Raw genomic sequence first — 24,509 nt, 5'->3', positions numbered from 1 at the left:
GGCCGGGCGCGCGTAGCGTGGGCCGGTGCCCCGCCTCACCCGTGACCGGATCACCTGGCTGACCTACGCCCAGCTCGGTCTGTGGGGCTTCTTCCTCTACGGGTTCGGCCCGGTCGTCCCCCTGCTCCGCGACGAACAGGGCACCAGCGCCGCCGTCGCCGGCCTGCACAGCACCGGCATCGCGGTGGGCGCGCTCGCCGGCGGCGCGCTGTTCGCCCCGGTCGCCCGACGCCTCGGCCGTGCCCCGGCCATCTGGCTCGGCCTCGCCGGCGTCGCCGCGGGCGTGACCGCGCTCGGTCTGCTCCGCCCGCTACCGGCCACGCTCGCCGCCGTCGCGGTCATCGCCACCTTCGGCATGATGGTCGTCAGCGGCGTGAGCGTGGTGCTCACCGCCCGGCACGGACCCACCGCCCCGGCCGCGCTCACCGAGGCCAACGCGGCCTGCGCCGGCATGGGCATCCTGGCGCCGCTGACCATCGGCGCCACCGTCGACGCCGGTCTCGGCTGGCGACCGCTGATGGCCGTCGAGGTCGGGCTGATCACGCTCGTCGCGCTGGCCGCCCTGACCTTCCGGGTACGCGGGCCGAAACGCGCCCCCGCTGACGCGGCTGCCGGCACACCCGTCCCCGTGGCCGTCGCCACCCGGGTGCCCGCCGTCCCCGCTTCCGGGGAGCCCGTCTACTCCGGTCCCGGTGCGGCGGGGCGGCTGCCGCGTGCGTACTGGATCGCCTGGGTCCTGATGTCCGTCACCGGGTCGATCGAGGTCTGCCTGTCGCTGTGGACAGCCGACGTGCTGCGGACCCACGCCGGGCTGAGCGCGGGCGGGGCGTCGGCGGCGGTCGCCGCGATCGTCTGCGGCATGTTCGCCGGCCGGATCGCCGGTGGCCGGGCCGCGCTGCGCTGGGCGCCGGTGCCGCTGCTGCTCGGCGCGCTCACCGTCTCGATGGCCGGGTTCGCGCTGTTCTGGGGCAGTACGGTCGGCTGGCTCGCGGTCACCGGGCTGGTCGTGCTCGGGCTCGGCAACGCGCTGCACTACCCGTTGGCGATCTCGATCGCGCTCGCCGTCGCCGGCCCGGCCGCCGACAAGGCGGCGGGCTGGTCCGCGTACTCGATGGGTGTGGGTTTCGGGATCGCGCCGGTGGCGCTCGGGTGGGTGGCCGACGGCGTCGGCCCGCACCCGGCGTTCCTGCTGCTGCCCGCGTTCATCGCGGTGGCGGTGCTGCTGACGGTGCGGCTGGGGCGTGCCCTGCCCGCGCCGGTCCGCGCGGCTTGATCGACTCCGTTTCGGCGAGGTGGCGGTATCCGGTGCTCAGGGATCCCGCCACTTCGGGGAGGTTGTGTTCGGCCGGCTAGAGCACCCGGGCGAGCGTGACGCCGTCGGCGATGGGCAGCATGACCGCCTCGACGCGGACATCAGCGATCACCGCGTCGTTGAACGCGGCGATCGCCCGGTCGTCGGCGTTGCGCGGAGCGAGCACCCGGCCGTCGCGCAACGTGTTGTCGACGGCGATCACCGCGCCGGGACGCATGCGGGGCACCAGCTCGTCCCAGTAGATCGGGTAGCTGACCTTGTCCGCGTCGATGAACGCGAAGTCCAGGTAACGCTCGCGGGGCAGCTCGCGCAACGTCTGGGCGGCCGGGCCGATGCGCAGCTCGATCCGGTCCTGCACACCGGCGCGCTGCCAGTAGCGCCGGGCCACGCCCGTGTACTCCTCGGAGATGTCGAAGCAGGTCAACCGGCCGCCCTCGGCCAGCCCTCGGGCGATAGCCAGCGAGGAGAGGCCGGTGAACGTGCCGACCTCGACCGCCTGCCGTACGCCGAGCAGCCGGGTCAGGAACGTCAGGAACGCGGCCTGTTCGGGTGCGACCTGCATGACCGCCTCGGCGGGCAGGGCCGCCCGGGTCTCCTCGGCCAGCTCCTGGACGATCTCGTCCGGGGCGGACCCGTGGGCCACCAGGTAGGCGTGCAGTTCCGGGGTGAGCGGCAGCGGCTTCGTGGTCATGTCCGGACGTTAGCCGAGATGTTCGATCTCCTGGCCCCCGGGCGCGATCTTCGTCCACAGGTCGACGATGCTCAGCTCCACCTCGGCGAGCAGCCGGCGCAGCAACGGCAGGGACAACCCCACCACCGTGCCCGGATCACCCTCGATCCCGGTCAGGAACGCCCCGCCCAGCCCGTCGATGGTGAACGCGCCGGCCACCGCCAGCGGCTCGCCCGTCGCCACGTACGCGGCGATCTCCTCGTCGCTGATGTCGGCGAAGTGCACAGTCGTAGAGGCGACGGCCTCGGCGCGGGACTCGTGGGTCACGTCGATCAGGCAGTGCCCGGTGTGCAGGACGCCGCTGTGCCCGCGCATCCGCTGCCACCGCCGGGTGGCGTCCGCCGCGTCATCGGGCTTGCCGAGGATCTCGCCGTCGAAGGCGAGCACCGAGTCACAGCCGAGCACCAGCGTGCGCTCGTCCGGCGACGGTCGCAGCCGATCACGTACCGCCTGCGCCTTCAGCCGGGCCAGCTCCAGGCACAGATCCTCGGCCCGATCGCTCACCACCTGCGACTCGTCCACGCCGCTGACCAGCACGTCCGGTTCGATCCCGGCGGCCTGGAGCAACTTGCGGCGGGCGGGGGACTGCGAGGCGAGCACGAGGCGCACCGGTACGGAGGTCGACACCCCGCCGACGCTACCGGCTGACCCTCGGCGGCGGGTCGTCGGCACGTCGGCGCCGCCGCCAGAACAGGTAGCCGCCGCCCGCCGCCACCAGCACGCCGAGGGTGGCGAGCCCGCGTACGGTCGCGCTGCCGTCGTCGCCCTTGTCGGGCGCTGCCTCCGCCGACGCGGGTGGCGTGACGTCGGAGGACTCGAAGCCGAGCGGCGGTACGTCGGCGGTGAGCGCGGCGACCAGGTCGATGACGCCGTAGCCGTACTGGTCGTCGCGGCCGGGTGGTCCCTTGTCGACGGCGGTGGCGGTCAGCCGGTGGGCGACTTCCTGGGCGGGCAGGTTGGGGTACTTGGAGCGGATGAGAGCAGCAGCCCCGGCAACGATCGCAGTCGCATCGGATGTACCGGTGCCGACTCGATAGCCCCCGTTGAGCCCGGTGCTGTAGATGTCGACGGCCGGCGCTACAACATCAATTTCCGGCCCGGCGACTGAGATGTCAGCATGGTTTCCCTGTCGATCAATTCCGCCGACAGCGATCACGCCTGGCTCGCGGGCCGGATACTCCACTGTTGATGAACTTGTGGTATTCCCTGCCGATGCTACGACCACGACATCTGCTTGGTGTGCAAGCTTGATTGCCTTCTGGACTTGGGCGTCTGCCGGAGCCGCGGCCGAGATGCTTATAACGTCTGCACCTGCTGAAACTGCAAATTCAATCCCGTTAACCAAGTCGGCTACGTCGCCCTCTGAGTTCCTGATCTTCGCCCGGATGGGTAGGACCTTAGCCTCTGGGGCGATGCCGGAAACGCCCCCACCGGTTGACCCGCCATTGGCAACGATGAGGCCGGCCATCGCTGTGCCGTGGCCATCCGAATCTCTTTGGCCGTTGGGTGCATGGCTGGCCGTCAGATCTACTCCGTCCAGAAGGTTTCGTTGGAGGTCGGGGTGGGGTGCGACCCCTGTATCCACGACGGCAATCACCGTCCCGGAGCCTTTAGAAAGCAAGTTCGCCTCTGCCGTCCGCATATAAGCTAGGTGCCATTGCGGCTTCGCCTGCCTGGCTGCGACCGGGAAATGCATTGCCGCTTCGGCCGGGCCGGGTGCAGGGAATGCGAGGCCGACAAGCACTGAAGATACTAGTAATCGGCCTAGTATGTGCTTCACCTGCCGAGTCCGATGGCGGGTCCGGGATCAATCGGCCCTTCATCCTCTGGCGGAATAACGATAGGTGGTACTCCCTTGTTGGTAACCCACGGGTGGTCTGGGTCCCATGAAGGTTCGTGATCGTCGTTCTGGTGCGTTGCGGATGTACGAGGGCTGCCGCCAGTGCGACTAGGACCAAAACCAGGGGCGCCGCCAAGGGGAGGGGTGGCGTGAAACCCTTCCGGGTTGGAGAGCCTTCCTGAGCCCGGGCGCGATCCAGCGGCGCCAGTCGGTGCTGTTCCGGCTCCGCCACCGCCGATGACACCGCCGACCGGGTTAATCCGACGCTGGGGCATCGATGAGGCAGTCTGGCCCGTGCCCGGAACTCCGCCGATGACCCCGCCTGGGTAGTTCGTGGGTGGTGACAGCGTCCGGTGGATGCCCTCTCGGTTATTCGCGACCGTCTTTCCCGAGGGCGGGGAATCGCTGATTTGAGGAGGCTGAGGTGTGCGGGGCGTTGAGCCGAGCGATCCTGGGATCAGAGGTGGACCGCCCAACCCTGGATGGGGTGCGGTAGTAGCGGGCGTGGGGGCCGGAGCCAGACCAGAACCCTGCGGGGTCGGCGCGATGCCAGTATGGGCTCCCCCGAGCACTGGGCCGATAACCGAGGAAGCTGGCGTGATGGGGTTAAGCCTCTTTGCATCCGGCTGCGGCGCTACTCCGCTTCTGACTGACGTCACAATCGGAGTAGGGATTACGGGCGGTATGGAGGGGATTGATGGAGCCTCGCTAGACAGGGTTGCCCCGTCATCGCGGCCAGGCCATTTTGTTGGTGCTGGTGGGCGCTGGAGCATGACCTGGGCGTGCTGGAGTTCGCCGCTCAGCCCCGTCATCAACCCGCGCGCCCGTACGTTCAACTGCTCCAGGTCGTCGTCCGTCACCGGGGGCCGTTCCGGCAACCGGCTGCCCGCAACCGCCTTCGGGTCGGCGATCGTCGCCTCGTACGCCTGCTTCTGCCGCAGCTTCTTCGCGTACTCCTCGTGCAGTGGTTGCAGCTCGGCCCGCGCGCTGCCGATGGCGCGTGCGGCGGCCGCCAGCGCGTCGTAGTTCGCGGCGGCGGCGTCGTGGGTGCGCTGCACGCGCTCGATGAGCTGGTCGAGTTCGGCGATGTACGCCCGCGCGGCGGCGTTGGTCTCCGGCGGCCACGCCTCGGCCAGACCGCGCCGGTATTCGCGCAGGCGGCTCAGGTGGGCCAGGGCGAGGTCGCAGACCTTGCGCCAACCGGCGACCTGCTTCCACTGGCCGGCGGTGTCCTGGTCCTGCACGCACGCCCACATGCTGAGGACGTCCATCAGCTGCCAGTCGGTCAGCCCGGAGGTGCGTCCGCTGCCCCGTTCGATCACGGCAGGATCACCCGGCTCTGTTCGGGGGCGGTGGGGTCGGCCAGTGGCGGCATCGGGCGGGCGACGGTGGCGGAGGGGCCCGCTAGCGCCCGTTCCACGTCGGCCACGCGGGCGGAGGAGAACGCGTCGGCGTCGCCGTAGCGGGCGGCGATCCGCCCGGCGGCGTCGGCGAGCCGGCCGGTCGCCGGTGCGAGGTCCCAGACCGCGCTCACCGCGGCGGTCTGGGTGTCGTGGTGGGCCTGAAGGAACTGGACCAGCTCGATGAAGGCGTCGGCCGGGTTGGGCACCGGGGCCTTCATGTCGTCGGCGATGTAGGACAGGTGCGGCGAGTAGTTGCGCGTCACCTCGTCCTGGAGGCGGTCGGCGAACTCCCGCATCTGTCGGATGTCGGCCTCGATGCCGCCGTAGCCGCGCAGCCAGCCGGCTGGCTGGTTGTCCTCCGGGATCATCGGAGCCTCCTGCCCGTCACCACACGGTTTCCCTGAGTGAGGTTAATGGCTCGACGCTGATCCCGGCAGCCCCGCCCCGCCGCCGCGAGCGGGAGGTGAGGTCAGCGAGGGAGGCCGGAGGCCCGCCACGCGCCGGGGCCCGCGACGGGCCCGGCCAGGGCGGGGCGTGCGCTGCGCGCCCACTGCGACACGGGGGCCGGCGCGGCGGCCTGGGCCGGGCGGGTGCGCACCACGATCGCGCCGACCAGAGCGGCCAGCTCCTCGGCGGTGGGCACGCCACGGACGATCCGGAACAGGGGCTCCTCGGCAGACATGACCCAAGGATACGCGTCGCGAATTCGACCTTCGCCGTACAGTGGCGTGCCGACGGTGTGGGCGTCGCAGCGGCCGGGTACGGTTTCTGCGATGTCGAACGCGCTCCCCCAACTCGTCGCCGACCGGTACCGGCTTATCACGCCGCTCGGTCAAGGCGGCATGGGCCGCGTCTGGAAGGCGCGGGACGAGGTGCTGCACCGGGACGTGGCCATCAAGGAACTGGTCCCGCCCCCCGGCCTCACCCCGGAGGAGCGCCGCGAGATGCGCGAGCGCTCGCTGCGTGAGGCGCGGGCGATCGCCCGCCTCAACAACATCAACGTGGTCCGCATCTTCGACGTGCTGCGCACCGACGGCGATCCGTGGATCGTCATGGAGTACGTGGCGTCGAAGTCGTTGCAGGACACCATCGCCGAGGACGGCCCGGTCACCCCGGCCAAAGCGGTCGAGATCGGCCTCGGCGTGCTCAACGCACTGAAGGCCGCGCACAAGGCCGGCATCATGCACCGCGACGTCAAGCCGGGCAACGTGCTGCTCGGCGAGGACGGCCGGGTGGTGCTCACCGACTTCGGCCTGGCCACCATCCCCGGCGACCCGAACGTGACGCGCACCGGCATGGTGCTGGGCTCACCCGCGTACATCTCTCCGGAGCGTGCCCGCGAGGGCACTGCCGGCCCGGAGGCGGACCTCTGGTCGCTCGGCGCCACGCTCTACGCGGCCGTCGAGGGCAAGTCGCCGTACGCGCGCCCGTCGGCGATCGCCACGCTCGCCGCGCTCGCCACCGAGCCGATGCCGCCGCCGCGCAACGCCGGGCCGCTCAAGCCGGTGCTCCAGGGCCTGCTCCGCAAGGACCCGGACGAGCGGATCACCGCCGAGGTGGCCGAGCGCATGCTGCGCAAGGCCGCCGGCCGGCGGGCCAAGAGCATCTCGCTGCTCGACGGCGTACGCCGGCCCGGGCCGAACGGTCCGCGCGTGCCGCGTCCGCCGCTGGTGCCCGCGCCGCGCCCGGCCGACCAGGCCGAACGCGCCGCGTCCGGGGTCGCCGCAACCGGGGGTACGGCGGCAGCCGCCGACCCGACGGCGAAGGTGCCGGCATCCACCTCGGACGCCGGGCCCACCGCGGTGACCCCGCCGCCCGCCGACCCGACGGCGAAGCTCGACCCGGCGCCCTCGGCCGACGAGACCCTTGTGGACGACGAGGCGCGGGTGGACGGCGTCGACCCGGCGCTGGACGAGACGCGGCTCGACGGCGACCCGGTCACCGACACCCCGGCGCCGGTGAGCCCGGCCGTGACCGGCTCCGCGCCGGTCAGCCCGGCTCCGGTGCAGGAGACACCGTCGACCGGCCGGGCGACGGTGCTGCCGGTCGAGAAGTCCGCGCCGAACCGGCGCAACCTGCTGATCGGTGCGCTTGTAGTGCTGCTGCTCGTCGGCCTGGTGGTGGCCGTGCCGCTGCTGAACAACGGTGACGACGGCGACGGCGGTGAGCCGACGGCCGGCACCTCGGCGTCGGCGGCGCCGCCCGCGCCGAGCGAGAGCGCGTCGCCGAGCGCCCCGGCCACTAGTGCGTCGGCCAGCCCTTCTCCCTCGGCCAGCCCGTCTGCGTCCGGGGCCGTGTTGCCGGCCGGCTGGCGCCTCTACACCGGCCCGAACGGCTTCAAGGTGCCGATCCCGAACGGTTTCGAGGCTCGGGTCCGCAGCGACAACGTCGTGCTCTACGAGGTCGGTGGCGCTCGGCGGGTGCTGTTCATCCAGTGGACGCCGAACCCGAAGCCGGACGCGTACGCCGACTGGCAGGGCCAGGAGAAGTACCGCGCTTCCCGCGTCCGGAACTACAAGCTGGTCGGCATCACCAAGTGCGACCCCTACTTCCGCACCTGCGCCGACTGGGACTGGCTGGAGACGCGCGACGACGGCACCCGGTTCCACGTGCGTAACCGGGGTGTGGCGACCGCCAGCAACAGGGGCTTCGCGCTGCGCTGGGAGGTGCCCGCGAAGGACTGGGACGCCAACCTGGCCAACTGGGAGATCATCACCAAGGGCTTCGTGCCGGACCGTCAGAACTGACCGGGAATCCCGCGGTCACGAAACTCGCTCGCATGGCTTTCCGTCCTCGGGGGTATGAATCCCTCCGACGACGGAAGGAGGCGCGACATGGGTTACCGACGGAGGTACACCGGCCCGCGGCTGGCACTGTGGATGCTCGTTGCGCTCGGCGACGTCGTACTGCTCCTCATCAGTGCCGGCCTGTCCGCGCCGGTCGCGGTCCTCGGCGTGCTGACGCTCACTGTCGCCGGTGTGGCGGCGTGGCGCCTGACGCGCCGGACGCCGGTGCCCGTCCCGGCCACCGCGCGCCGCAGAGCCTGACCTCGGGGTACGACGACAGCGGGACCGCCTCGTGACGAGGCGGTCCCACTTGTGTCGCACGTATGTCAGGCGGTGTTGTTCGCCAGCGCGATCAGCCGGCTGCGGTCACCGTTCCAGTAGTTGCGGTCGACGTTGCCGCTGATCCCGGAGACGGCGCCGGTGCTGGTGTACTGCCAGAAGCTCCACACCGGGGCGCCGGCCGGCAGCGTGCCGGGCGCGCTGGCCCAGCGGGCGAGCCACAGCGGGTGGTTGGCCCACGGGCCGGTCCAGCTGCCCGTGCACTGGTTCCACCAGCTCGTGGTGGTGTAGATGACCGCGTACCGGCCGGTGCGGGAGCGGTAGGTGTTCAGGAAGTCCTGGATCCAGTTGCGCATGCCGGTGGTGCTCAGGCCGTAGCAGTAGCCGCCGCTGTACGGGTTGCCCTCGATGTCCAGCGCGGCGGGCAGCGTACGGCTGTCCGCCGACCAGGCGCCACCGTTGCTGGCCAGGTAGTTGGCCTGGGTGGAACCGGCGGAGATGTTCGGCCGGGCGAAGTGGTACGCCCCGCGGATCACCCCGGCGTTGTACGCGTTGACGTAGTTCGCATTGAAGTTCGGGTCCTTGTAGCTCGTACCCTCGGTGGCCTTGATGAAGGCGAACTGGATGCCCGAGTTGCGCACGCTGGTCCAGTTGATGCTGCCCTGGTAGCGGGAGACGTCGATCCCGGGCGTGGTCGCGGCGGCGGCCGGTCCGGCGGTCGCCACGAGGGCCGCGGCCGCGGTGGCGGCGGCGGCCAGGCCGGCGGCGAGAAGCCGGCGCACGGAGAGTCTGGTACGGGCCATGGTTGCCTCCAGAGGGACGTCCGTTGATTGATGCCCATCTTTGGAGGTTAGTGCCCTAGATCGCAATAGGAAGAAAGGAAATTTTCATAGACGATCGTCGTTCGCCCAGGTGGCGCGACAGTTGCGGATCAGCGCAGGTCGCTCGGGTCCATCGCCCAGCGGAACGGCTCGGTGACACTGAGCGTCTCACCCGCCTTGGCGACGGCATCCTCGACGTAGTGCGCGCCGTCGAGCCGGTGCAGCCGCAGCGAGTGGCTGTCGCCGTCCTGCTCGACGAGCAGGTACCACGGGATTCGGGCGATCGCGTAGAGCTGCATCTTCAACACCCGGTCGACGCCCGCGTTCCAAGGCGAGACGACCTCGCCGACAAGCGCCACGCGTTCCGCGTCCAGGATCGCGCCCTCGCCGTCGGCATCTGTGACGACGAGGTCGGGGATCATGACCCGGTCGACGCCGAGCCGAACGTTGACGCCGTGGTGAACGAGGAGACCGGCCGGCGCGACCGTCGACTCGACGGCGTTCGCCAATCGGCGCACCACCCGCTGATGCCGCAGGTCCGGGGCGGGGCTGATGATCAGTCCCCGGTCGAACAGTTCGACGCGGTGGCGGCCGTCGCCCATCGCGAGGTAATCGGCCTCGGTCAGCGGGGTCACGGACGCAGCCGTTACCGGATCCACTCGACATCATCTCCGTTCCAGTTACTGCCCGGCCAAGTCTGACCGGCTGCGGGAGCACGCCGGTCGAGCGACACGGCTCGGGGCGGTAGGCTCCCCGCCCATGCCCCTGATCGACGGTCTCACCACGCTCTGGGACACGCTGACCAGCGCCCAGCCGGACCCGCCGCCGCTGCTCGTGGTGGTCACCGCCGTGGTCGCGCTCGCGGTGGTCGTGGCCCGGTTGCCCTGGCGGATCGCCCGCAACGCGGTGACCATCGCGCACGAGGGCGGCCACGCGCTCGTCGCGCTGCTCACCGGCCGCCGGCTGCACGGCATCCGGCTGCACTCGGACACCTCCGGGCTCACGCTCTCCGCCGGTCGTCCCACCGGGCCCGGCATGATCCTCACGCTGCTCGCCGGGTACGTCGCACCGTCGCTGCTCGGCCTCGGTGGCGCGTGGCTGCTGGCCGGTAACCGGATCACGCTGCTGCTGTGGCTCGCGGTGGCGCTGCTGCTGGCCATGCTGGTGATGATCCGCAACCTGTTCGGCGTGCTGTCGCTGCTTGTCACCGGTGGCGTGGTGCTCGCCGTCTCCTGGTACACCTCGCCCGAGGTGCAGGCCGCGTTCGCGTGGACGTCGGTCTGGTTCCTGCTGATCGGCGGCGTACGGCCGGTGTTCGAGCTGCACCGGCAACGCGCCCGGGGCCGGATGCCGCAGTCCGACGCCGACCAGCTCGCCCGGATCACGCCGTTCCCGGCGCTGTTCTGGGTGGGCGTGTTCCTGCTGGTGAGCGTGGGCGCGCTGGCCGCCGGAGCGCTGCTGCTGGCCGGCCCGATCCTGGCCGACGCGGGGCTCACCGGCTGACCGGGCCGAGCCGCACCGCTGCGCGCCGCGCCAAGTCGGCCCGCAGCGCGCCGTATCGCGTCGCGGAGCGGGCCGCTACGCGGCAGGGCAGAATCGGACCGTGCGATACGTGATCATCGGAGCGGGCGCGGTCGGCGGCACCATCGGCGTACTCCTGGCCGACGCCGGCCACGACGTGACGCTCGTGGCCCGTGGCGCGCACCTGGACGCGCTGCGGGAGCGGGGTCTGACGCTGCGCACGCCGGACCGTGACGTGACGGGCCGGCTCCCGGCGGTGGCCGGGCCGGACGGGCCGCCGCTGCCGGCGGACACCGTGCTGGTCCTCACCGTGAAGTCGCAGGACACCGTGGCGGCGCTCGACGTCTGGGCGGACGCCCCGGTCGAGGGCGGCGGGACGGCGGGCGAGCGGCTGCCGGTCGTGCCGGCCCAGAACGGCGTGGCAAACGAGCCGGCCGCGCTGCGGCGCTTCGCCCGCGTACACCCGGTGTGCGTGTGGCTGCCCGCCACCCACCTGGAGCCGGGCGTGGTGGTCGCCAACGGCCATCCACATCCGGGCATGCTGCACATCGGCCGCTACCCGACCGGCGCCGACGACACCAGCCGGGCGGTCGCCGCCGACCTGACCGCGGCCGGGTTCGTCGCGCCGGTCCGCGACGACGTGATGCGCTGGAAGTACGGCAAGCTGCTCGCCAACCTCGGCAACGGCCTCCAGGCGCTGCTCGGCCGGGACGTGCCGGAAACCCTGTCGAAGCGGGTACGCGCCGAGGGCGAGGCGGCGCTCGCCGCAGCCGGCATCGCCCACACCACCGTCGAGGAGGAGGCCGCCGAACGCGGCGACCGGGTGTCGCACCGGCCGGTGGGTGGCGAGGAGCGCTCCGGCGGCTCCACCTGGCAGAGCCTGGCCCGTGGTGCGGGCTCGGTCGAGACCGACCACCTCAACGGTGAGATCGTGCTCCTCGGGCGCCTGCACGGCGTGCCGACCCCGGCCAACGCGGCGGTGCAGACGGCGGTCCGCCGGGCGGTCCGGGACCGGATCCCGGCCGGCGGCTTCCCGCTCGGCGAGTTGGAGAAATTGCTCGGCTGAGCGGGCAACCCGCACCGCGCCGCCAGGCGTGTCCCCTCACGAACACGGGGAGGTGGCAGGTGCCCGACAGCGACGGCTTCGACGAGTTCTACCGGGGCAGCCGGCAACGGCTGCTCGGCTTCGTCTACGTGCTCACCGGTGACCTCGCCGAGGCGCAGGACGCCGTGCAGGAGGCGTACATCAGGGCCTGGCAGCGGTGGTCCACAGTGCGCGGGTACGACGACCCGGAGTCCTGGGTGCGGGTGGTGGCGAGCCGGATCGCGGTGAGCCGCTGGCGCAGCCTGCGCAGCCGGGCGCGCGCCTACCTGCGGCACGGCGCGGTGGCGGACGTGCCGGCGCCGAGCACCGAGACGCTGGACGTGGTCGCCGCGCTGCGCCGGCTGCCCGAGGCCCAGCGCACCGCGATCGCCATGCACTACCTGCTCGGCATGCCGGTCGCCGAGGTGGCGCGGGAGACCGAGGCGCCGATCGGCACCGTCAAGGCCCGGCTCTCCCGGGGGCGGACCGCGCTCGCCGGGCTGCTCGCCGTGGTGGACCTGGAGGAGGAGGCGGCAGATGCCTGACGACGTCGCACTCGTGGAGTTGCTGCACCGGGATCTGCGCAACGTCACCTGGCCGGAGCCGGAGGCGATCCGGGCCACCGCCCGGCGGCGCAGCCGGCGCTCCGCCGCGCTCGCCGCGGCCTCGGTGGTGGTCGTCGCGGCGCTCACCGCGTCACTCGTGGACCGGGCCGGCGCGCCGCCACCGCCCGCCGCCGGTGCCGTCGACGGGCGGGGGGAGATCGTGGCCGAGGCGATGCTGGAACCGGCCGACGTCCCCGTACCGACCGGGGAACGGCTCGGCGAGACCGGCCTCGGCGAGCCGGTCCGGGTCGACGACCTGCTTCAGGTCTGCGCCCGGGAACAGGGGCGGCCGGCCGAGGAACCGCGCTCGCGCTACTCACGGGGGCAGACCCTGATGGAACCGCCGACCGAGCCCGCTACGACCATCGGATCGGTTCTCACCCAGGACGTCTACCGGATGGCGCCAGGCGAGGCGGGCCGGTTCGTCACCGACCTGGAGGGCACAGTCGCGGCCTGCGGCGCGTGGCGGACGACCGGCCAGGTCTACACCGAGCGGGGGACGGTCAGCGCCGAGGTCGTGCACCGCTGGTACGTCGCGGCGAGCGGTTTCGCCGGAGATCAGGCGCTGCTGCTGCGCCACGAGGCGACGGTGGCGCCGGACGAGGCGACCGGCCGGCCGCCCGGCTACCCGCCGTTGTTCGAGGACCGGCTGGTCGTACGGGTGGGTGATCTGGTGACGGTGCTGCTCCCGTCCGGCCGGCTGCGGACCGACCTGCCCATGGGTCAGGCGCCCGAGGCCAGGGTGACCGAGGAACAGGTGCGGCAGATGGCCCGGGTCGCGGCCGAGCGGATGTGCGTGGCCGCGAACCCCGGCTGCTGACGCCGGTGCCCCCGCCGTCTCAGCGGCGGGGGCACCAGGGTCGGCTACAGCGGGATGTTGCCGTGCTTCTTCGGCGGCAGCGTCTCGCGCTTGGTGCGCAGCACCCGCAGCGCCCGCACGATCTGGGTACGTGTCTCGTGCGGCGGGATCACCCCGTCGACGTAGCCGCGCTCGGCGGCGATGTACGGGTTGGCGAGCGTGTCCTCGTACTCGGCGATCTTCTCGGCGCGGACCGCGGCCGGGTCCTCGGCGTTCGCCAGTTCCGAGCGGTAGAGGATGTTCACCGCGCCCTGCGCGCCCATCACCGCGATCTGCGCGGTCGGCCAGGCGAAGTTCAGGTCCGCGCCCAGGTGCTTGGAGCCCATCACGTCGTAGGCCCCGCCGTACGCCTTGCGGGTGATGACGGTGACCTTGGGGACGGTGGCCTCGGCGTACGCGTAGATGAGCTTCGCGCCGCGGCGGATGATGCCGTCCCACTCCTGGCCGGTGCCGGGCAGGAAGCCGGGCACGTCGACGAAGGTGAGCACCGGGACGTTGAACGCGTCGCAGGTGCGCACGAACCGGGCCGCCTTCTCCGACGCGGCGATGTCGAGCGTGCCGGCGAACTGCATCGGCTGGTTCGCCACCACGCCTACCGGGCGCCCCTCGACGCGGCCGAAACCGACCACCATGTTCTGCGCGTACAGCGGCTGCACCTCGAGGAACTCGCCGTCGTCGAGCACGTGCTCGATGACCCGGTGCATGTCGTACGGCTGGTTCGCCGAGTCCGGGATTAGCGTGTCCAGCTCGCGGTCCTCGTCGGTGACGTCGAGGATCGCGGGCGCGTCGAAGACCGGCGGCTCGTCCAGGTTGTTCGACGGCAGGTACGACAGCAGCGCCTTGACGTACTCGATCGCGTCCTCCTCGTCGGTGCCGAGGTAGTGCGCGTTGCCGCTGCGGGTGTTGTGGGTACGGGCGCCGCCCAGCTCCTCCATGCCCACGTCCTCGCCGGTGACCGTCTTGATCACGTCGGGGCCGGTGATGAACATGTGCGAGGTCTGGTCGACCATGACGGTGAAGTCGGTGACCGCCGGGGAGTAGACGGCGCCGCCCGCGCACGGGCCCATGATGAGCGAGATCTGCGGGATGACGCCGCTGGCCCGGACGTTTCGGAAGAAGATCTCGCCGTAGAGGCCGAGGGACGTGACGCCCTCCTGGATCCGCGCGCCGCCGGAGTCGTTGATGCCGACGACCGGGCAGCCGATCTTCATGGCGAGGTCCATCAGCTTGACGATCTTCTCGCCGAAGACCTCGCCGAGGGAGCCGCCGAAGACGGTGAAGTCCTGCGAGAAGACGCAGACCTGCCGGCCGTCGACGGTGCCGTAGCCGGTCACCACGCCGTCCCCGTACGGGCGGGTCTTCTCCAGCCCGAAGTTGGTCGAGCGGTGCCGGGCGAACTCGTCCAGCTCGACGAACGAGCCCTCGTCGAGGAGCATCTCGATCCGCTCGCGGGCGGTCTTCTTGCCCCGCGCGTGCTGCTTCTCGACCGCGCGTGCCGACCCGGCGTGCACCGCCTCGTCGAGCCGTCGCTCCAGGTCCGCCAGCTTGCCGGCGGTCGTGTGGATGTTGAACCCGGTCTCGGTAGTCACCCGTGGAATATAACGATGGTTCAGGTGTCTGAGGCTGTGCAGTGCGCCTCATCCGGGCCGTAGGCTGGCGGGATGCCCGGCTCGCCGTACACCGATCTGGACCGACCGCCGCTGTCGGCGGCCCGGCTGCGGCGCGCGCTGGTCGCGCCGCACGGGCCCTGGCGCCGCCTGGAACTGCTGGCCGAGACCGGCTCGACGAACGCCGACGCGGTGGCCGCGGCGCGCGCCGGCGAGCCGGAGGGCCTGGTGGTGGTCGCCGAGCGGCAGACCTCCGGCCGGGGCCGTCGCGGCCGCGTCTGGCAGTCGCCGCCGCGCGCCGGTCTCGCCACGAGCGTGCTGCTGCGGCCCGGCGAGGCGGACGCCGAGCGCGGCTGGACGCCGGTGCCGGTCACCGGGTACGGCTGGCTGCCGTTGCTCGCCGGTGTCGCGCTGGCCGAGGCGGTACGCCTGCTGGCCGAGCTGGACGCGCGGCTGAAGTGGCCGAACGACCTGCTGGTGGACGGCGCGAAGTGCGCCGGGGTGCTGGCCGAGGCGGTGCCGGGGGAGAACGACAGGCCGCCGGCGATCGTGGTCGGTGTCGGGCTGAACGTGACGCTGCGCGCCGACGAGCTGCCGGAGAACCCGACCGGGCTGCCGGCCACCTCGCTCCAGCTCGCGGGCGCCACCGCCACCGACCGGGATCCGCTGCTGCGGGCGCTGCTGCGCGCGCTCGCCGACTGGTACGAGCGCTGGCGTGACGCCGGCGGGGACGCGGAGGCCAGCGGGCTGCGTGAGGCGTACCTGGCCGGGTGCGCCACCATCGGCCGCCAGGTGCGGGTGCTGCTGCCCGACGGCAGCGAGGCGCACGGCACCGCCACCGGCGTGGACGCCGACGGGCAGCTCCTGGTGGAGACGGGCGCCGAGACGCTGCGGCTGGCGGCAGGCGACGTGCTGCACCTGCGGTGAAGGAAGGGCCCCTGTCGACGAACCACGGGTAGCCGTCCGCGCGGCCGATGCCGGCCGGGCGCGCCGACCGGTTACGGTCAGCGCGTCCTGTTCTGCGAGGAGGTTCCCCCGTGGCGTTCCCCGAAGACGTGCTCACCGAGGACGAGCACGTCGTGTTGCACCTGCACCCGCACTGGAAGGCCCTGATCCGGCCGGTCCTGGTGCTCGTGCTCGCCGTCGCGGCGGTCGTCGCCGGCTGGCTCCTGCTGCCCGACGGCACCGGCGGCACGATCGCGCTCTACGCGATCGCCGTGGTCGCCCTGGCGCTGGTGCTGTGGCTGGGCCTGTGGCCGTTTCTGGTCTGGCGCACCACGCACTACCTGTTCACGAACGAGCGGGTGCTCCTCCAGCAGGGGGTGCTGTCGCGTAACCGGCGGGACCTGCCGCTGACCCGGATCAACGACCACGCCATGCACCAGCGCTTCGTGGAGCGGCTGCTGGGCTGCGGCACGCTGACCATCGAGTCGGCGGGTGAGCGCGGCCAGTCGGTGCTGCACGACGTGCCGGGCGTGGACAGGGTGCAGACGAAGCTCTACGAGCTGGTCGAGGCGCACCACGACAAGCACAGCCTGGGTGACGGCGAGATGCGCGAGATCCTGGCCGACATGAGCGAGGGGAAGTCCCTGCGCGAGCAGCCCTGACCCGTTGACGGAGAAGGCCGGCACCCCGGGTCAGGGGTGCCGGCCTTCTCGGTGGTTCAGCGGCGGGCGCGGCGGGGCTGGAGTTCCGCGGCGAGTTCGGCGTCCAGGTCGGCACCGAGCGCCCCACCGAGTCCGGCGTCCGCCGGTGCGGGGCGGCCACGCGGTGGCGGGAAGTCGGCCGCCCGGCCGGTGCCCGGAGGCGGTTCCTCCTCCTCCAGCTCGCTGACCGACTCGGCCAGCTCGGCCACCGGGTCCATCTCGGCGACGTTGTCCCACTCGTCACGCGGCACCGAGTGCCAGGTCTCCTCGGCGTGCCTGGGGACGGGCTGGAAGACGAACGTCCGGTAGGACCAGAAGCGGAACAGCGTGGCCAGCAGGACACCGATGGTCTTGGCGACGTTCAGCGCGAGCAGGCCGTGGACGCCGAGGCCGTACTTGGCCAGGGCCAGGACGCCGAGCTCGATGAGCAGACCCGCGCCGTTGAAGAGGAAGAACAGGACGTATTCGCGCCGGAGTGCCGATTTCGGTCGATCACGGTACGTCCAGTGACGATTCATCAGATACGACGTGATCGTGGCGACAATCGTCGCGATCACTGTCGCCTTCAGCTGACCGTCACGGAAAACCGTGAGTGCCAGCGCATTGAACACCGCGTAATTGATGACGGTGTTGATGCCGCCGACGATGCCGAATTTGAGCGCCTCGTGGATGAACTTCTGCCAGCGCTCGGGCAGCAGACGGACTCCAGGCATGCGGAACACCTTAGGCAGTTGGCTGGGCCGGCTGGGCCCGGCGGGTCGGGATGGGCGGTTCGTCACGCCCCGGACTCTCGGTCGTGGCTCGTTGCCGGAACGGGAGGTGTTCCCGCCTCGACGAAGACGAACCGTCGGTACGACCAGAACCGGAAGAGCGTTCCCAGGCCGGTGCCGACGATGAAGCTGGCGAGGTTGTCGGCCAGGGGGGTCTGGAACACCGCGGGCCAGATCGCGCCGAGCCCGTAGTGGCTGATCGCCAGGCAGGCCACCGCGATGCCGAGGCCGACCGCGTTGAAGAAGAAGAACAGGGCGTACTCGCGGGCCGGGTTCGACCGCTGCCGGTGCCGCCACGTCCAGAACCGGTTGCCGAGGAAGGCGACTGTCGCGGCGATCACCGTGGAGATGGTCTTCGCGGCCAGCGGCGGCATGTCCCGGCCGCTGGACAGGTAGTTGAAGAGGACGAAGTCCACGACGAAGGCGAGCCCGCCGACGGTGGCGAACTTGCTCAGCTCGTGGATGAGATGACCGAAACGGTCGAGCAGTGCTCCGATCGGACCCCGGCGGGTCTGCGGAGCCCCCGGTTGGTCTCCGGTCATCGTCGCGGCCACCCGCCGAGAGTACCGGTTGTGCGGTAACCGGGCGGACTCCAACGGCGAGTCGGCCACGACGGCTTCGCCGCGGCCGTCTCGCGCGGGCCGCCCGGGTCGGAGAGGCGTCGCCCGTTCTCGATGTCCGTGAGCAGAGCGTAACGCGCTGTGCGAATCTGTGGAGCGCATCACGGAATCGTCTTTCGCGACATGTTCGTACGCTTCCCCGCGATCGGACGTCCGTGTCACTCCGGTGCCGGACCCGGCCGTCGAAGGTTCACCGCAGGATTTGCGTGAAACTGCGCGCGAAAGCGGGTATCAGATCGTGATGCCGCAGCGTGGCCGTACCTTGTGCAGTTCTTCACAACCAGTCCCACTGACTGACGAGGCAGTCCGGTTTACGCTGAGCCCAATCCCAGGTTTCCACGAGGCGGCGTACCAGCCCGCCGGAACTCGTGCACCCCATAGATCGGTCAGCGTCGACCACAAGGAGAAGTGACATGGTTGCTCCGGCTGCTGTTCGGGGAATCGATCAGGCCCCGACGTCCCACCCCAAGCTGCTGGCCTGGGTACGTGAGGTCGCGGAACTGACCACCCCCGACCGCGTGGTCTGGGTGGACGGGTCTGATGAGGAGTGGCGCCGCCTCACCGACGAACTCGTCGAGAACGGCACCCTGATCCGACTGAATCCCGAGAAGAAGCCCAACTCGTTCTACGCGCGTACCGACCCCACGGACGTCGCCCGGGTGGAGGAGCGCACCTTCATCTGCTCCGCCGACGAGGCGGACGCCGGCCCCACCAACAACTGGATGGCGCCGGCCGAGATGAAGCGGACGATGACGGAGCTGTACCGCGGCAGCATGCGCGGGCGCACCATGTACGTCATCCCGTTCTGCATGGGCCCGGTCGAGGCCGAGAGCCCCATGTTCGGCGTGGAGATCACCGACAGCCCGTACGTCGTCGCCTCGATGCGGATCATGACCCGGATGGGGTCTTCGGTCCTGGAGGCGATGGGCGACGACGCCGACTTCGTGCACGCGCTGCACTCCATCGGCGCCCCGCTCGCGCCGGGCGAGCAGGACGTGGCGTGGCCGTGCAACGAGACCAAGTACATCTCGCACTTCCCGGAGACCCGGGAGATCTGGTCGTACGGGTCCGGCTACGGCGGCAACTCGCTGCTCGGCAAGAAGTGCTACTCGCTGCGTATCGCCAGCGTGATGGGGCGCGACGAGGGCTGGCTGGCCGAGCACATGCTGATCCTCAAGATCACCTCGCCGGAGGGCAAGGTCTACCACATCGCGGGCGCCTTCCCGTCGGCCTGCGGCAAGACCAACCTCGCCATGCTGGAGCCGACCATCCCGGGCTGGAAGGTCGAGACCATCGGCGACGACATCGCCTGGATGCGGTTCGGCGCGGACGGCCGCCTCTACGCGGTCAACCCCGAGTACGGTCTGTTCGGCGTCGCGCCCGGCACCGACTGGAAGACCAACGCCAACGCCATGCGGACGCTGGACCGGGGCAACTCCATCTTCACCAACGTGGCGCTGACCGACGACGGCGACATCTGGTGGGAGGGCATGGGTGAGCCGCCGGCGCACCTGATCGACTGGAAGGGCAACGACTGGACGCCGGAGAGCGAGAGCCTCTCCTCGCACGCGAACAGCCGTTTCTGCACGCCGATCACGCAGTGCCCGATCCTGGCGGACGACTACTACGACCCGAACGGCGTGCCGATCGACGCGATCCTGTTCGGTGGCCGCCGCCGGGACACCATCCCGCTGGTCACCGAGGCCCGCGACTGGGTGCACGGCGTCTACATGGGCGCCACGCTCTCCTCGGAGACGACCGCCGCCGCCTCCGGCGCGGTCGGCGTGGTCCGCCGCGACCCGATGGCCATGCTGCCGTTCATCGGTTACAACGCCGGCGACTACTTCCGGCACTGGATCGAGATGGGCAAGGGCGCGGACGGCGACGAGGCCAAGCTGCCCAAGATCTACTACGTGAACTGGTTCCGCAAGGACGCCGAGGGCAGCTTCCTCTGGCCGGGCTTCGGCGAGAACTCCCGCGTGCTCAAGTGGGTCATCGAGCGGCTGGAGGGCCGGGCCGAGGCGGTGGAGACGCCGATCGGCATGGTGCCGGCGCAGGACGCGCTCGACGTCGAGGGTCTGGACATGACGCCGGAGGACGTCCGGATCGCCCTGAAGGTCGACGCGGACGAGTGGCGCAACGAGCTGCCGCTGGTCACCGAGTGGTTCGAGAAGTTCGGGGACAAGCTCCCCGGCGTGCTCTGGGCCGAGCTGGACGCGCTGCGCGCCCGGCTGGACGCGGAGCCGCAGAAGTAACAGGTGTGCCTGTTGCCCGCGCCGGGCAACATCGGATGCCATGAGGACGGCCGCTGAACCTGTCGAGGTCCGGCGGCCGTCCGCCGTCCGGGCGCTCACCACGCTGCTCGCCGTGACCGCGGCGGCCACCGTCGTGGTCGAGCTGCTCAACTACTGGTACGCCCCGGAGCAGGAGTTCGGTCTGGCCGTACGCACCGGCTGGGCGATGCTCCGGTCGCTCGGCTTCCTGCTGCTGATCGGCCACGTGAACAAGGGACGGGTGGGTGCCCGGCCGTTCGGGCTGATCCTGGCGGTGACCACGATCTTCGCGGTCGGGCGGCTGATCGTGCCCCGGCAAGGGGTGCCCGCGCTGCCCGGCCTGGTCGGGTTCGCTGTGCTCACCGCGCTCTGCGTCGCCGTCGTGGTGCTGCTCTACCGCTCCGAGGCGATCCGCGCCCATCTGGTCCGGCACCGCAAGGGTCTGGTCGTCGAGGGCGGGACGATCGCCTGGCGGGAGGTGGCGCCGAAGCGCCCGCAGGCGAACGGCTGGCTGCTCACCGCCCGCGTCGCGGCGTTCACCTACAGTCCGCTGATGCTCGTGCCCGCGCTGGTGGCGACGGGTGCCGTGCTGGACGGGCGGCTGGCCGCCGTACCGGCATTGATCTTCTGGTTCGGCGCCGGCATCGCGGTCAGCTACGCCGTGCTGTTCTGCACCGCCTTCCTGCTGCGTGACAAGGCGTGGGCGCGGAAGGGCCTGGTGGCCGTCACCCTCGGCGTACTCGCGATCGACCTGCCCCTGTGCTGGTGGCTGCTCGGCATCGACGGCCTGATCCGCGACGGCGCCCCCCTGGTGACGGCCGCCGCCCTCACCCTCTGGTCCCTGACCCGAGCCACCCGCACCCCCACCCCACCCCGTTGATCATGAAGTTGGCGGCGATTTCGATCTCCGTTGATGCCGCCAACCTCATGATCGTCGCCCGGGGCGGGGTGCGGCGGGGCAGGATGAGGGGGTGTGGGACGTCGTGGTGGTGGGGGCGGGGCCCGCTGGGGCCGCCGCGGCGCTCGGCGCGCGGCGGGCCGGGGCGGCGCGGGTGCTGCTGCTCGACCGGTCCGACTTCCCGCGCGACAAGGCGTGCGGGGACGGCATCGCCGCGCACGCGCTGGACGTCCTCGCCGAGCTGGGCGTGACCGGCGCTGTCGACGGCTACGCGCCACTGCCCGCGCTGCGCCTCGTGGGGCCCGGTGGCGGCACCGTCGCCCGGACGCTGCCCCGGCCCGCGTACACGGTGCCCCGCGAGGTGCTCGACGCACGCCTGGTCGCGGCGGCGGTCGCCGCCGGTGCGGAGCTGCGGCGGCACACCGTACGCCGGCTGGAGATCGCCGCCGACCGGGTGCTGCTCGACGGCGAGCTGTCCGCGCGGGCGGTGGTCGGCGCGGACGGCGCCGGATCGGTGGTACGGCGCGCGCTCGGTCACCCGGTCAACCCGGACCGGCACCTGGCGCTCGCCATCCGGGGCTACGCGCCGGCGCCGGCCGGGCCGCCGGAACAGCTCATCGTGACCTCGGCGGCGCGCTGGCCCGCGTACGCCTGGGCCTTTCCGATCGGCGACGGTCGCGCGAACGTCGGGTACGGGGAGGTGCTGCGCGGCGAACCGCTCAGCCGCGCGCACCTGCTGGACCGGATGGCCGTGCTGCTCCCGGGCGTCGACCCGGCCACGGTGACCGGGCTGCGGGCGCACCACCTGCCGCTGTCCACCCACCGGCCGGCGCCCGGCCGCGGACGGGTGGTGCTGGCCGGGGACGCGCTGTCGCTGATCAACCCGTTCACCGGCGAGGGCATCTTCTACGCGCTGCGCTCCGGGGCGCTCGCCGGCGCGGCGGCGGCCGGCTCCCCGGCCGAGGCCGCCCGGGCGTACGCCGCCGCGCTGCGCGCCCGGCTCGGCACCCACCTGCGGCACAGCTCGGTGGCGGCGTGGCTGGCCCGGCGGCGCCGGGTGGTCGACGCGGTGGTCGGCGCGGCCCGGCGGGACGAACACGTCTACCGCACCGTGGTGGAGCTGGGACTCGGCGACGGCCGGCTGGACGCGCGCACCCTGATGGCGATCGGGGCGGACCTGCCGCGACCGCGCCGGACCGTCTCACCGTCAGGTGATATGCCACCGAGACACTGATCTCTCCCGCGGGTCGCTACCCTGCAAGGTGATGACTCTGCGGAAACTCCTCTACTCCGTGTACGAGCGCCGGCTGACGGCGAAGCTCGCGGGCAAGCCCGTACCCGCACACGTCGGCGTGATGTGCGACGGCAACCGCAGATGGGCCCGGGAAATGGGCTTCGTCGACCCGAACGACGGCCACCGGATGGGCGCCGAACGGATCAAGGAGCTGCTCCGCTGGTGCGACGCGGCAGGCGTCGGGCACGTCACACTCTGGCTGCTCTCCACCGACAACCTGTCCCGCCCGGCCGCCGAGCTGGACCCGCTGCTCCAGATCATCGAGGACCTCACCACCGAGCTGGCCGAGGAGGGCAACCCCTGGCGGCTGCGGATGGTCGGCGCGCTCGACGTGCTGCCGGCGCAGCACGCCGCCGCGCTCAAGGCCGCCGAGGAACGCACCCGCGACCGCGACGGCGGGGCTCAGGTCAACATCGCGGTCGGGTACGGCGGGCGGCGCGAGATCGCCGACGCGGTCCGCTCGCTGCTGGTGGAGCACGCGGCGAACGGCGGCACGATCGAGGAGCTGGCCACCTCGATCAACGTCGACCACATCTCCGAGCACCTCTACACGAAGGGGCTGCCGGACCCGGATCTGATCATCCGGACCAGCGGCGAGCAGCGGCTCTCCGGCTTCATGCTCTGGCAGAGCGCGCACTCGGAGTTCTACTTCTGCGAACTGAACTGGCCCGACTTCCGCAAGGTCGACTTCCTGCGGGCCCTGCGCTCCTACGCCACCCGCCAGCGCCGCTTCGGCACCTGACCCACCCTCGCCCCCGCCCGCGCCGCCCCAGCCCCGTCGCCCCCGCCCGCCCGCCTCGGCGATCTTGCACTTGCTGCCCCGACAAAGGGGGCATAAGCCGCGCCCTCGGGGCAGGAAGTGCAAGATCGCGGGGGAGAGACCGGGCCGCGCGGAGACCGGGGTCAGCGGAGGTGGGGCAGGGCTGAGGTGAGGAAGTCGGCCAGGGCGGCGGGGGAGTCCAGGGTCAGGTCGGCGGCGTCGGCCACCTCGTGACCGGTCTCCGGGTTGGCGACCGCGACGCAGACGCCGAGGAAGTCGGGATCGTCGGCGGCGCGGGCGCGCAGCGCGGCGAACGCCTTGATGTCGGAGACGTCGTCACCGAAGTACCAGGCGCCACCGGCGTCCCGGACCGTCTCGCCGATCACCATGCCCTTGTCCCGGTCGACCGGAGGCTTCAGTTCCAGCACCATCCGGCCCGGCTGGGCGCGCAGCCCCAGCCGCTCGGCCTGGGCCCGGCCCCACTCCTGCACCAGGTCGCCGAGCTGCGGGGCGGTACGCCAGTGCAGCGCGACGGAGAGCCGCTTGTACTCGACGAGCGCGCCGGGCGGCAGTTCGGCGCGGGCCTGCTCGGCCAGCTCCGACATGGTCGGCACCCACGGCAGGGCGGCCGGCTCGGTGACCGTCTCGCCGCCGGAGTGGCTGTGCTCCAGGCCGTAGAGCCCGTACAGGTCGATGCCGGTGAGGCCGCCGAGGTGGTCGCGGAGGAAGTCCACCGGGCGGGCGGAGACGATGGCGATCCGGCGGACGTGCGGGGCGAGCGCCTCCAGCGCGGTGAGCACGTTGGGCGCGGGCCGTACGGCCGTGGGATCGTCGTCGACGGGCGCCAGGGTGCCGTCGAAGTCGAAGAAGAGGACGACGTCACCCGCGCGGTCGGCGGTGGCACGCCAGGCGTGCTCCGCGTTCAACGGGGTCTTCGGCTGCTGGTTGCCCAGATTCAACGGCGGCACGCGCGTCAGCGTACCCCGCGCCGGGCGGCGTATTCGTGGCCGAGATGTGACGTCGGAACGACGTGGTGATCAGCGTTCGGCGGCTCCTCGTCCCCGGCGACCGAACGGCACCACTGCTGCCTCCTGCCCGTGGCTGAGCAGGTAGCCCTCCACGAAGCCGGTGTTGCGGTCGCCGGTGTGCGCCTCGATCTCGTTGAGCCGCGCCACCAGGAACTCGGTGAGCGCGCTGACCCGGTCGTTTAGCCGATCGTGCAGCTCGGCGACGACGGCGAGGATCACCGCGGTGCCGGCTGTGGTGAGCGCGAAGAGGTTGACGACCAGGGGAAGCTGCCCGCCGTCCAGTACGCCGACCACCACGTTGCCGGTCACGCACGATGTCAGCGACACCACCGCGACCACGACTGCCAACCATTTCAGGGTCATGGACAGACCC

The 24,509-nt window shown here is 71.7% G+C and carries 26 protein-coding genes; 13 read left to right on the top strand and 13 right to left on the bottom strand.

The genetic code is table 11. The features are described 5' to 3' along the window. The first annotated feature begins 25 nt into the window (after positions 1-25). The gene (locus OC439_RS05855) at positions 26-1,273 is read left to right on the top strand and encodes an MFS transporter (protein WP_262012558.1); all 1,248 of its coding nucleotides are present in this window, start codon (positions 26-28) and stop codon (positions 1,271-1,273) included. 76 nt (positions 1,274-1,349) lie between these two features. On the opposite strand, the gene OC439_RS05850 is transcribed toward OC439_RS05855, so the two are convergent. From OC439_RS05850 to OC439_RS05825, 6 genes are all read right to left on the bottom strand, one after another. Beyond that, a complete protein-coding gene (locus OC439_RS05850; RefSeq protein WP_262012557.1) occupies positions 1,350-2,003 on the bottom strand; it encodes an O-methyltransferase in 654 nt (217 codons plus the stop codon). A 9-nt stretch (positions 2,004-2,012) separates the two neighbouring features. Continuing rightward, positions 2,013-2,669, bottom strand: coding sequence for a Maf family protein (locus OC439_RS05845; RefSeq protein ID WP_262012556.1), 657 nt, complete (start codon positions 2,667-2,669; stop codon positions 2,013-2,015). Between the two features lie 10 nt (positions 2,670-2,679). Continuing rightward, positions 2,680-3,684 carry a S8 family serine peptidase gene (locus tag OC439_RS05840; protein WP_262012751.1) on the bottom strand — a complete coding sequence of 335 codons (1,005 nt, stop codon included), beginning with the start codon at positions 3,682-3,684 and terminating at the stop codon, positions 2,680-2,682. A gap of 134 nt (positions 3,685-3,818) precedes the next feature. After that, positions 3,819-5,204 (bottom strand): hypothetical protein, encoded by a 1,386-nt coding sequence (locus OC439_RS05835; RefSeq protein ID WP_262012555.1) that lies wholly within the window; start codon positions 5,202-5,204, stop codon positions 3,819-3,821. Then, positions 5,201-5,653, bottom strand: a complete 453-nt coding sequence (locus tag OC439_RS05830; protein ID WP_121684324.1) for a hypothetical protein — start codon at positions 5,651-5,653, stop codon at positions 5,201-5,203. Before OC439_RS05830 ends, OC439_RS05835 begins: the two co-directional genes overlap by 4 nt. A 101-nt stretch (positions 5,654-5,754) precedes the next feature. Further along, positions 5,755-5,967 carry an acyl-CoA carboxylase subunit epsilon gene (locus OC439_RS05825; protein ID WP_013474005.1) on the bottom strand — a complete coding sequence of 71 codons (213 nt, stop codon included), beginning with the start codon at positions 5,965-5,967 and terminating at the stop codon, positions 5,755-5,757. A 91-nt stretch (positions 5,968-6,058) separates the two neighbouring features. Between OC439_RS05825 and OC439_RS05820 the strand changes: the two genes are divergently transcribed. Beyond that, positions 6,059-8,032, top strand: coding sequence for a serine/threonine-protein kinase (locus OC439_RS05820; protein WP_262012554.1), 1,974 nt, complete (start codon positions 6,059-6,061; stop codon positions 8,030-8,032). A gap of 87 nt (positions 8,033-8,119) precedes the next feature. Further along, a complete protein-coding gene (locus tag OC439_RS05815; RefSeq protein ID WP_091047495.1) occupies positions 8,120-8,332 on the top strand; it encodes a hypothetical protein in 213 nt (70 codons plus the stop codon). A gap of 65 nt (positions 8,333-8,397) precedes the next feature. On the opposite strand, the gene OC439_RS05810 is transcribed toward OC439_RS05815, so the two are convergent. Both OC439_RS05810 and OC439_RS05805 read right to left on the bottom strand, forming a co-directional pair. Beyond that, positions 8,398-9,153: a GH25 family lysozyme gene (locus tag OC439_RS05810; RefSeq protein ID WP_262012553.1), complete on the bottom strand. Its 756-nt coding sequence runs from the start codon at positions 9,151-9,153 to the stop codon at positions 8,398-8,400. A 128-nt stretch (positions 9,154-9,281) separates the two neighbouring features. Next, positions 9,282-9,830, bottom strand: coding sequence for a Uma2 family endonuclease (locus OC439_RS05805; RefSeq protein ID WP_262012552.1), 549 nt, complete (start codon positions 9,828-9,830; stop codon positions 9,282-9,284). A gap of 100 nt (positions 9,831-9,930) precedes the next feature. Between OC439_RS05805 and OC439_RS05800 the strand changes: the two genes are divergently transcribed. The 4 genes from OC439_RS05800 (at position 9,931) to OC439_RS05785 (ending at position 13,201) form a co-directional block, all read left to right on the top strand. After that, positions 9,931-10,674: a M50 family metallopeptidase gene (locus OC439_RS05800; RefSeq protein WP_184977352.1), complete on the top strand. Its 744-nt coding sequence runs from the start codon at positions 9,931-9,933 to the stop codon at positions 10,672-10,674. A 100-nt stretch (positions 10,675-10,774) separates the two neighbouring features. Beyond that, positions 10,775-11,758, top strand: coding sequence for a ketopantoate reductase family protein (locus OC439_RS05795; RefSeq protein ID WP_262012551.1), 984 nt, complete (start codon positions 10,775-10,777; stop codon positions 11,756-11,758). Positions 11,759-11,817: 59 nt separating this feature from the next. After that, positions 11,818-12,321, top strand: a complete 504-nt coding sequence (locus OC439_RS05790) for a SigE family RNA polymerase sigma factor (protein WP_194798594.1) — start codon at positions 11,818-11,820, stop codon at positions 12,319-12,321. Continuing rightward, positions 12,314-13,201 carry a hypothetical protein gene (locus OC439_RS05785; RefSeq protein ID WP_262012550.1) on the top strand — a complete coding sequence of 296 codons (888 nt, stop codon included), beginning with the start codon at positions 12,314-12,316 and terminating at the stop codon, positions 13,199-13,201. Before OC439_RS05790 ends, OC439_RS05785 begins: the two co-directional genes overlap by 8 nt. A 44-nt stretch (positions 13,202-13,245) precedes the next feature. On the opposite strand, the gene OC439_RS05780 is transcribed toward OC439_RS05785, so the two are convergent. Next, the gene (locus tag OC439_RS05780) at positions 13,246-14,829 is read right to left on the bottom strand and encodes an acyl-CoA carboxylase subunit beta (RefSeq protein ID WP_013284052.1); all 1,584 of its coding nucleotides are present in this window, start codon (positions 14,827-14,829) and stop codon (positions 13,246-13,248) included. Between the two features lie 72 nt (positions 14,830-14,901). On the opposite strand from OC439_RS05780, the gene OC439_RS05775 reads away from it, so the two are divergent. Continuing rightward, on the top strand, positions 14,902-15,774 hold the full coding sequence (locus OC439_RS05775) for a biotin--[acetyl-CoA-carboxylase] ligase (RefSeq protein ID WP_262012549.1): 873 nt from the start codon (positions 14,902-14,904) through the stop codon (positions 15,772-15,774). A gap of 110 nt (positions 15,775-15,884) precedes the next feature. Then, on the top strand, positions 15,885-16,454 hold the full coding sequence (locus tag OC439_RS05770; protein WP_262012548.1) for a PH domain-containing protein: 570 nt from the start codon (positions 15,885-15,887) through the stop codon (positions 16,452-16,454). Positions 16,455-16,510: 56 nt separating this feature from the next. On the opposite strand, the gene OC439_RS05765 is transcribed toward OC439_RS05770, so the two are convergent. Beyond that, entirely contained in the window at positions 16,511-17,206 is a 696-nt protein-coding gene (locus OC439_RS05765) for a GtrA family protein (protein WP_262012547.1), read from the bottom strand. A 62-nt stretch (positions 17,207-17,268) separates the two neighbouring features. Then, positions 17,269-17,805 (bottom strand): GtrA family protein, encoded by a 537-nt coding sequence (locus OC439_RS05760; protein ID WP_194798954.1) that lies wholly within the window; start codon positions 17,803-17,805, stop codon positions 17,269-17,271. 491 nt (positions 17,806-18,296) lie between these two features. Here OC439_RS05760 and OC439_RS05755 point away from each other — a divergent pair, with 491 nt between their 5' ends. From OC439_RS05755 to OC439_RS05740, 4 genes are all read left to right on the top strand, one after another. After that, positions 18,297-20,138 (top strand): phosphoenolpyruvate carboxykinase (GTP), encoded by a 1,842-nt coding sequence (locus OC439_RS05755; protein WP_262012545.1) that lies wholly within the window; start codon positions 18,297-18,299, stop codon positions 20,136-20,138. 40 nt (positions 20,139-20,178) lie between these two features. Further along, complete coding sequence (locus OC439_RS05750) at positions 20,179-21,036, top strand: hypothetical protein (protein WP_262012544.1); 858 nt, start codon at positions 20,179-20,181, stop codon at positions 21,034-21,036. A gap of 91 nt (positions 21,037-21,127) precedes the next feature. After that, positions 21,128-22,288, top strand: coding sequence for a geranylgeranyl reductase family protein (locus OC439_RS05745; RefSeq protein WP_262012543.1), 1,161 nt, complete (start codon positions 21,128-21,130; stop codon positions 22,286-22,288). A gap of 31 nt (positions 22,289-22,319) precedes the next feature. Continuing rightward, on the top strand, positions 22,320-23,090 hold the full coding sequence (locus tag OC439_RS05740) for an isoprenyl transferase (RefSeq protein ID WP_013284060.1): 771 nt from the start codon (positions 22,320-22,322) through the stop codon (positions 23,088-23,090). A 161-nt stretch (positions 23,091-23,251) separates the two neighbouring features. Here the strand turns inward: OC439_RS05740 and otsB are convergent, their stop codons facing one another. Further along, the gene (gene otsB / locus OC439_RS05735; RefSeq protein WP_262012542.1) at positions 23,252-24,076 is read right to left on the bottom strand and encodes a trehalose-phosphatase; all 825 of its coding nucleotides are present in this window, start codon (positions 24,074-24,076) and stop codon (positions 23,252-23,254) included. A 69-nt stretch (positions 24,077-24,145) separates the two neighbouring features. After that, the gene (locus tag OC439_RS05730; RefSeq protein WP_013284062.1) at positions 24,146-24,499 is read right to left on the bottom strand and encodes a hypothetical protein; all 354 of its coding nucleotides are present in this window, start codon (positions 24,497-24,499) and stop codon (positions 24,146-24,148) included. Between the last annotated feature and the right edge of the window lie 10 nt (positions 24,500-24,509).

This window comes from Micromonospora sp. Mcm103 (genome assembly GCF_024519755.1).
In the GTDB taxonomy this organism is placed as follows: domain Bacteria; phylum Actinomycetota; class Actinomycetes; order Mycobacteriales; family Micromonosporaceae; genus Micromonospora; species Micromonospora aurantiaca.
Note: the sequence above shows the minus strand (reverse complement) of the source record. Positions and strands in the feature narration are given on the sequence as shown.

Bases quoted from the DNA above. Each gene is read 5' to 3' on its own strand.
- OC439_RS05850 (WP_262012557.1), bottom strand. From the start codon at position 2,003: ATGACCACGAAGCCGCTGCCGCTCACCCCGGAACTGCACGCCTACCTG.
- OC439_RS05840 (WP_262012751.1), bottom strand. From the start codon at position 3,684: ATGCGGACGGCAGAGGCGAACTTGCTTTCTAAAGGCTCCGGGACGGTG.
- OC439_RS05830 (WP_121684324.1), bottom strand. From the start codon at position 5,653: ATGATCCCGGAGGACAACCAGCCAGCCGGCTGGCTGCGCGGCTACGGC.
- OC439_RS05825 (WP_013474005.1), bottom strand. From the start codon at position 5,967: ATGTCTGCCGAGGAGCCCCTGTTCCGGATCGTCCGTGGCGTGCCCACC.
- OC439_RS05820 (WP_262012554.1), top strand. From the start codon at position 6,059: ATGTCGAACGCGCTCCCCCAACTCGTCGCCGACCGGTACCGGCTTATC.
- OC439_RS05815 (WP_091047495.1), top strand. From the start codon at position 8,120: ATGGGTTACCGACGGAGGTACACCGGCCCGCGGCTGGCACTGTGGATG.
- OC439_RS05810 (WP_262012553.1), bottom strand. From the start codon at position 9,153: ATGGCCCGTACCAGACTCTCCGTGCGCCGGCTTCTCGCCGCCGGCCTG.
- OC439_RS05800 (WP_184977352.1), top strand. From the start codon at position 9,931: ATGCCCCTGATCGACGGTCTCACCACGCTCTGGGACACGCTGACCAGC.
- OC439_RS05785 (WP_262012550.1), top strand. From the start codon at position 12,314: ATGCCTGACGACGTCGCACTCGTGGAGTTGCTGCACCGGGATCTGCGC.
- OC439_RS05775 (WP_262012549.1), top strand. From the start codon at position 14,902: ATGCCCGGCTCGCCGTACACCGATCTGGACCGACCGCCGCTGTCGGCG.
- OC439_RS05765 (WP_262012547.1), bottom strand. From the start codon at position 17,206: ATGCCTGGAGTCCGTCTGCTGCCCGAGCGCTGGCAGAAGTTCATCCAC.
- OC439_RS05760 (WP_194798954.1), bottom strand. From the start codon at position 17,805: ATGACCGGAGACCAACCGGGGGCTCCGCAGACCCGCCGGGGTCCGATC.
- OC439_RS05755 (WP_262012545.1), top strand. From the start codon at position 18,297: ATGGTTGCTCCGGCTGCTGTTCGGGGAATCGATCAGGCCCCGACGTCC.
- OC439_RS05750 (WP_262012544.1), top strand. From the start codon at position 20,179: ATGAGGACGGCCGCTGAACCTGTCGAGGTCCGGCGGCCGTCCGCCGTC.
- OC439_RS05740 (WP_013284060.1), top strand. From the start codon at position 22,320: ATGACTCTGCGGAAACTCCTCTACTCCGTGTACGAGCGCCGGCTGACG.
- OC439_RS05730 (WP_013284062.1), bottom strand. From the start codon at position 24,499: ATGACCCTGAAATGGTTGGCAGTCGTGGTCGCGGTGGTGTCGCTGACA.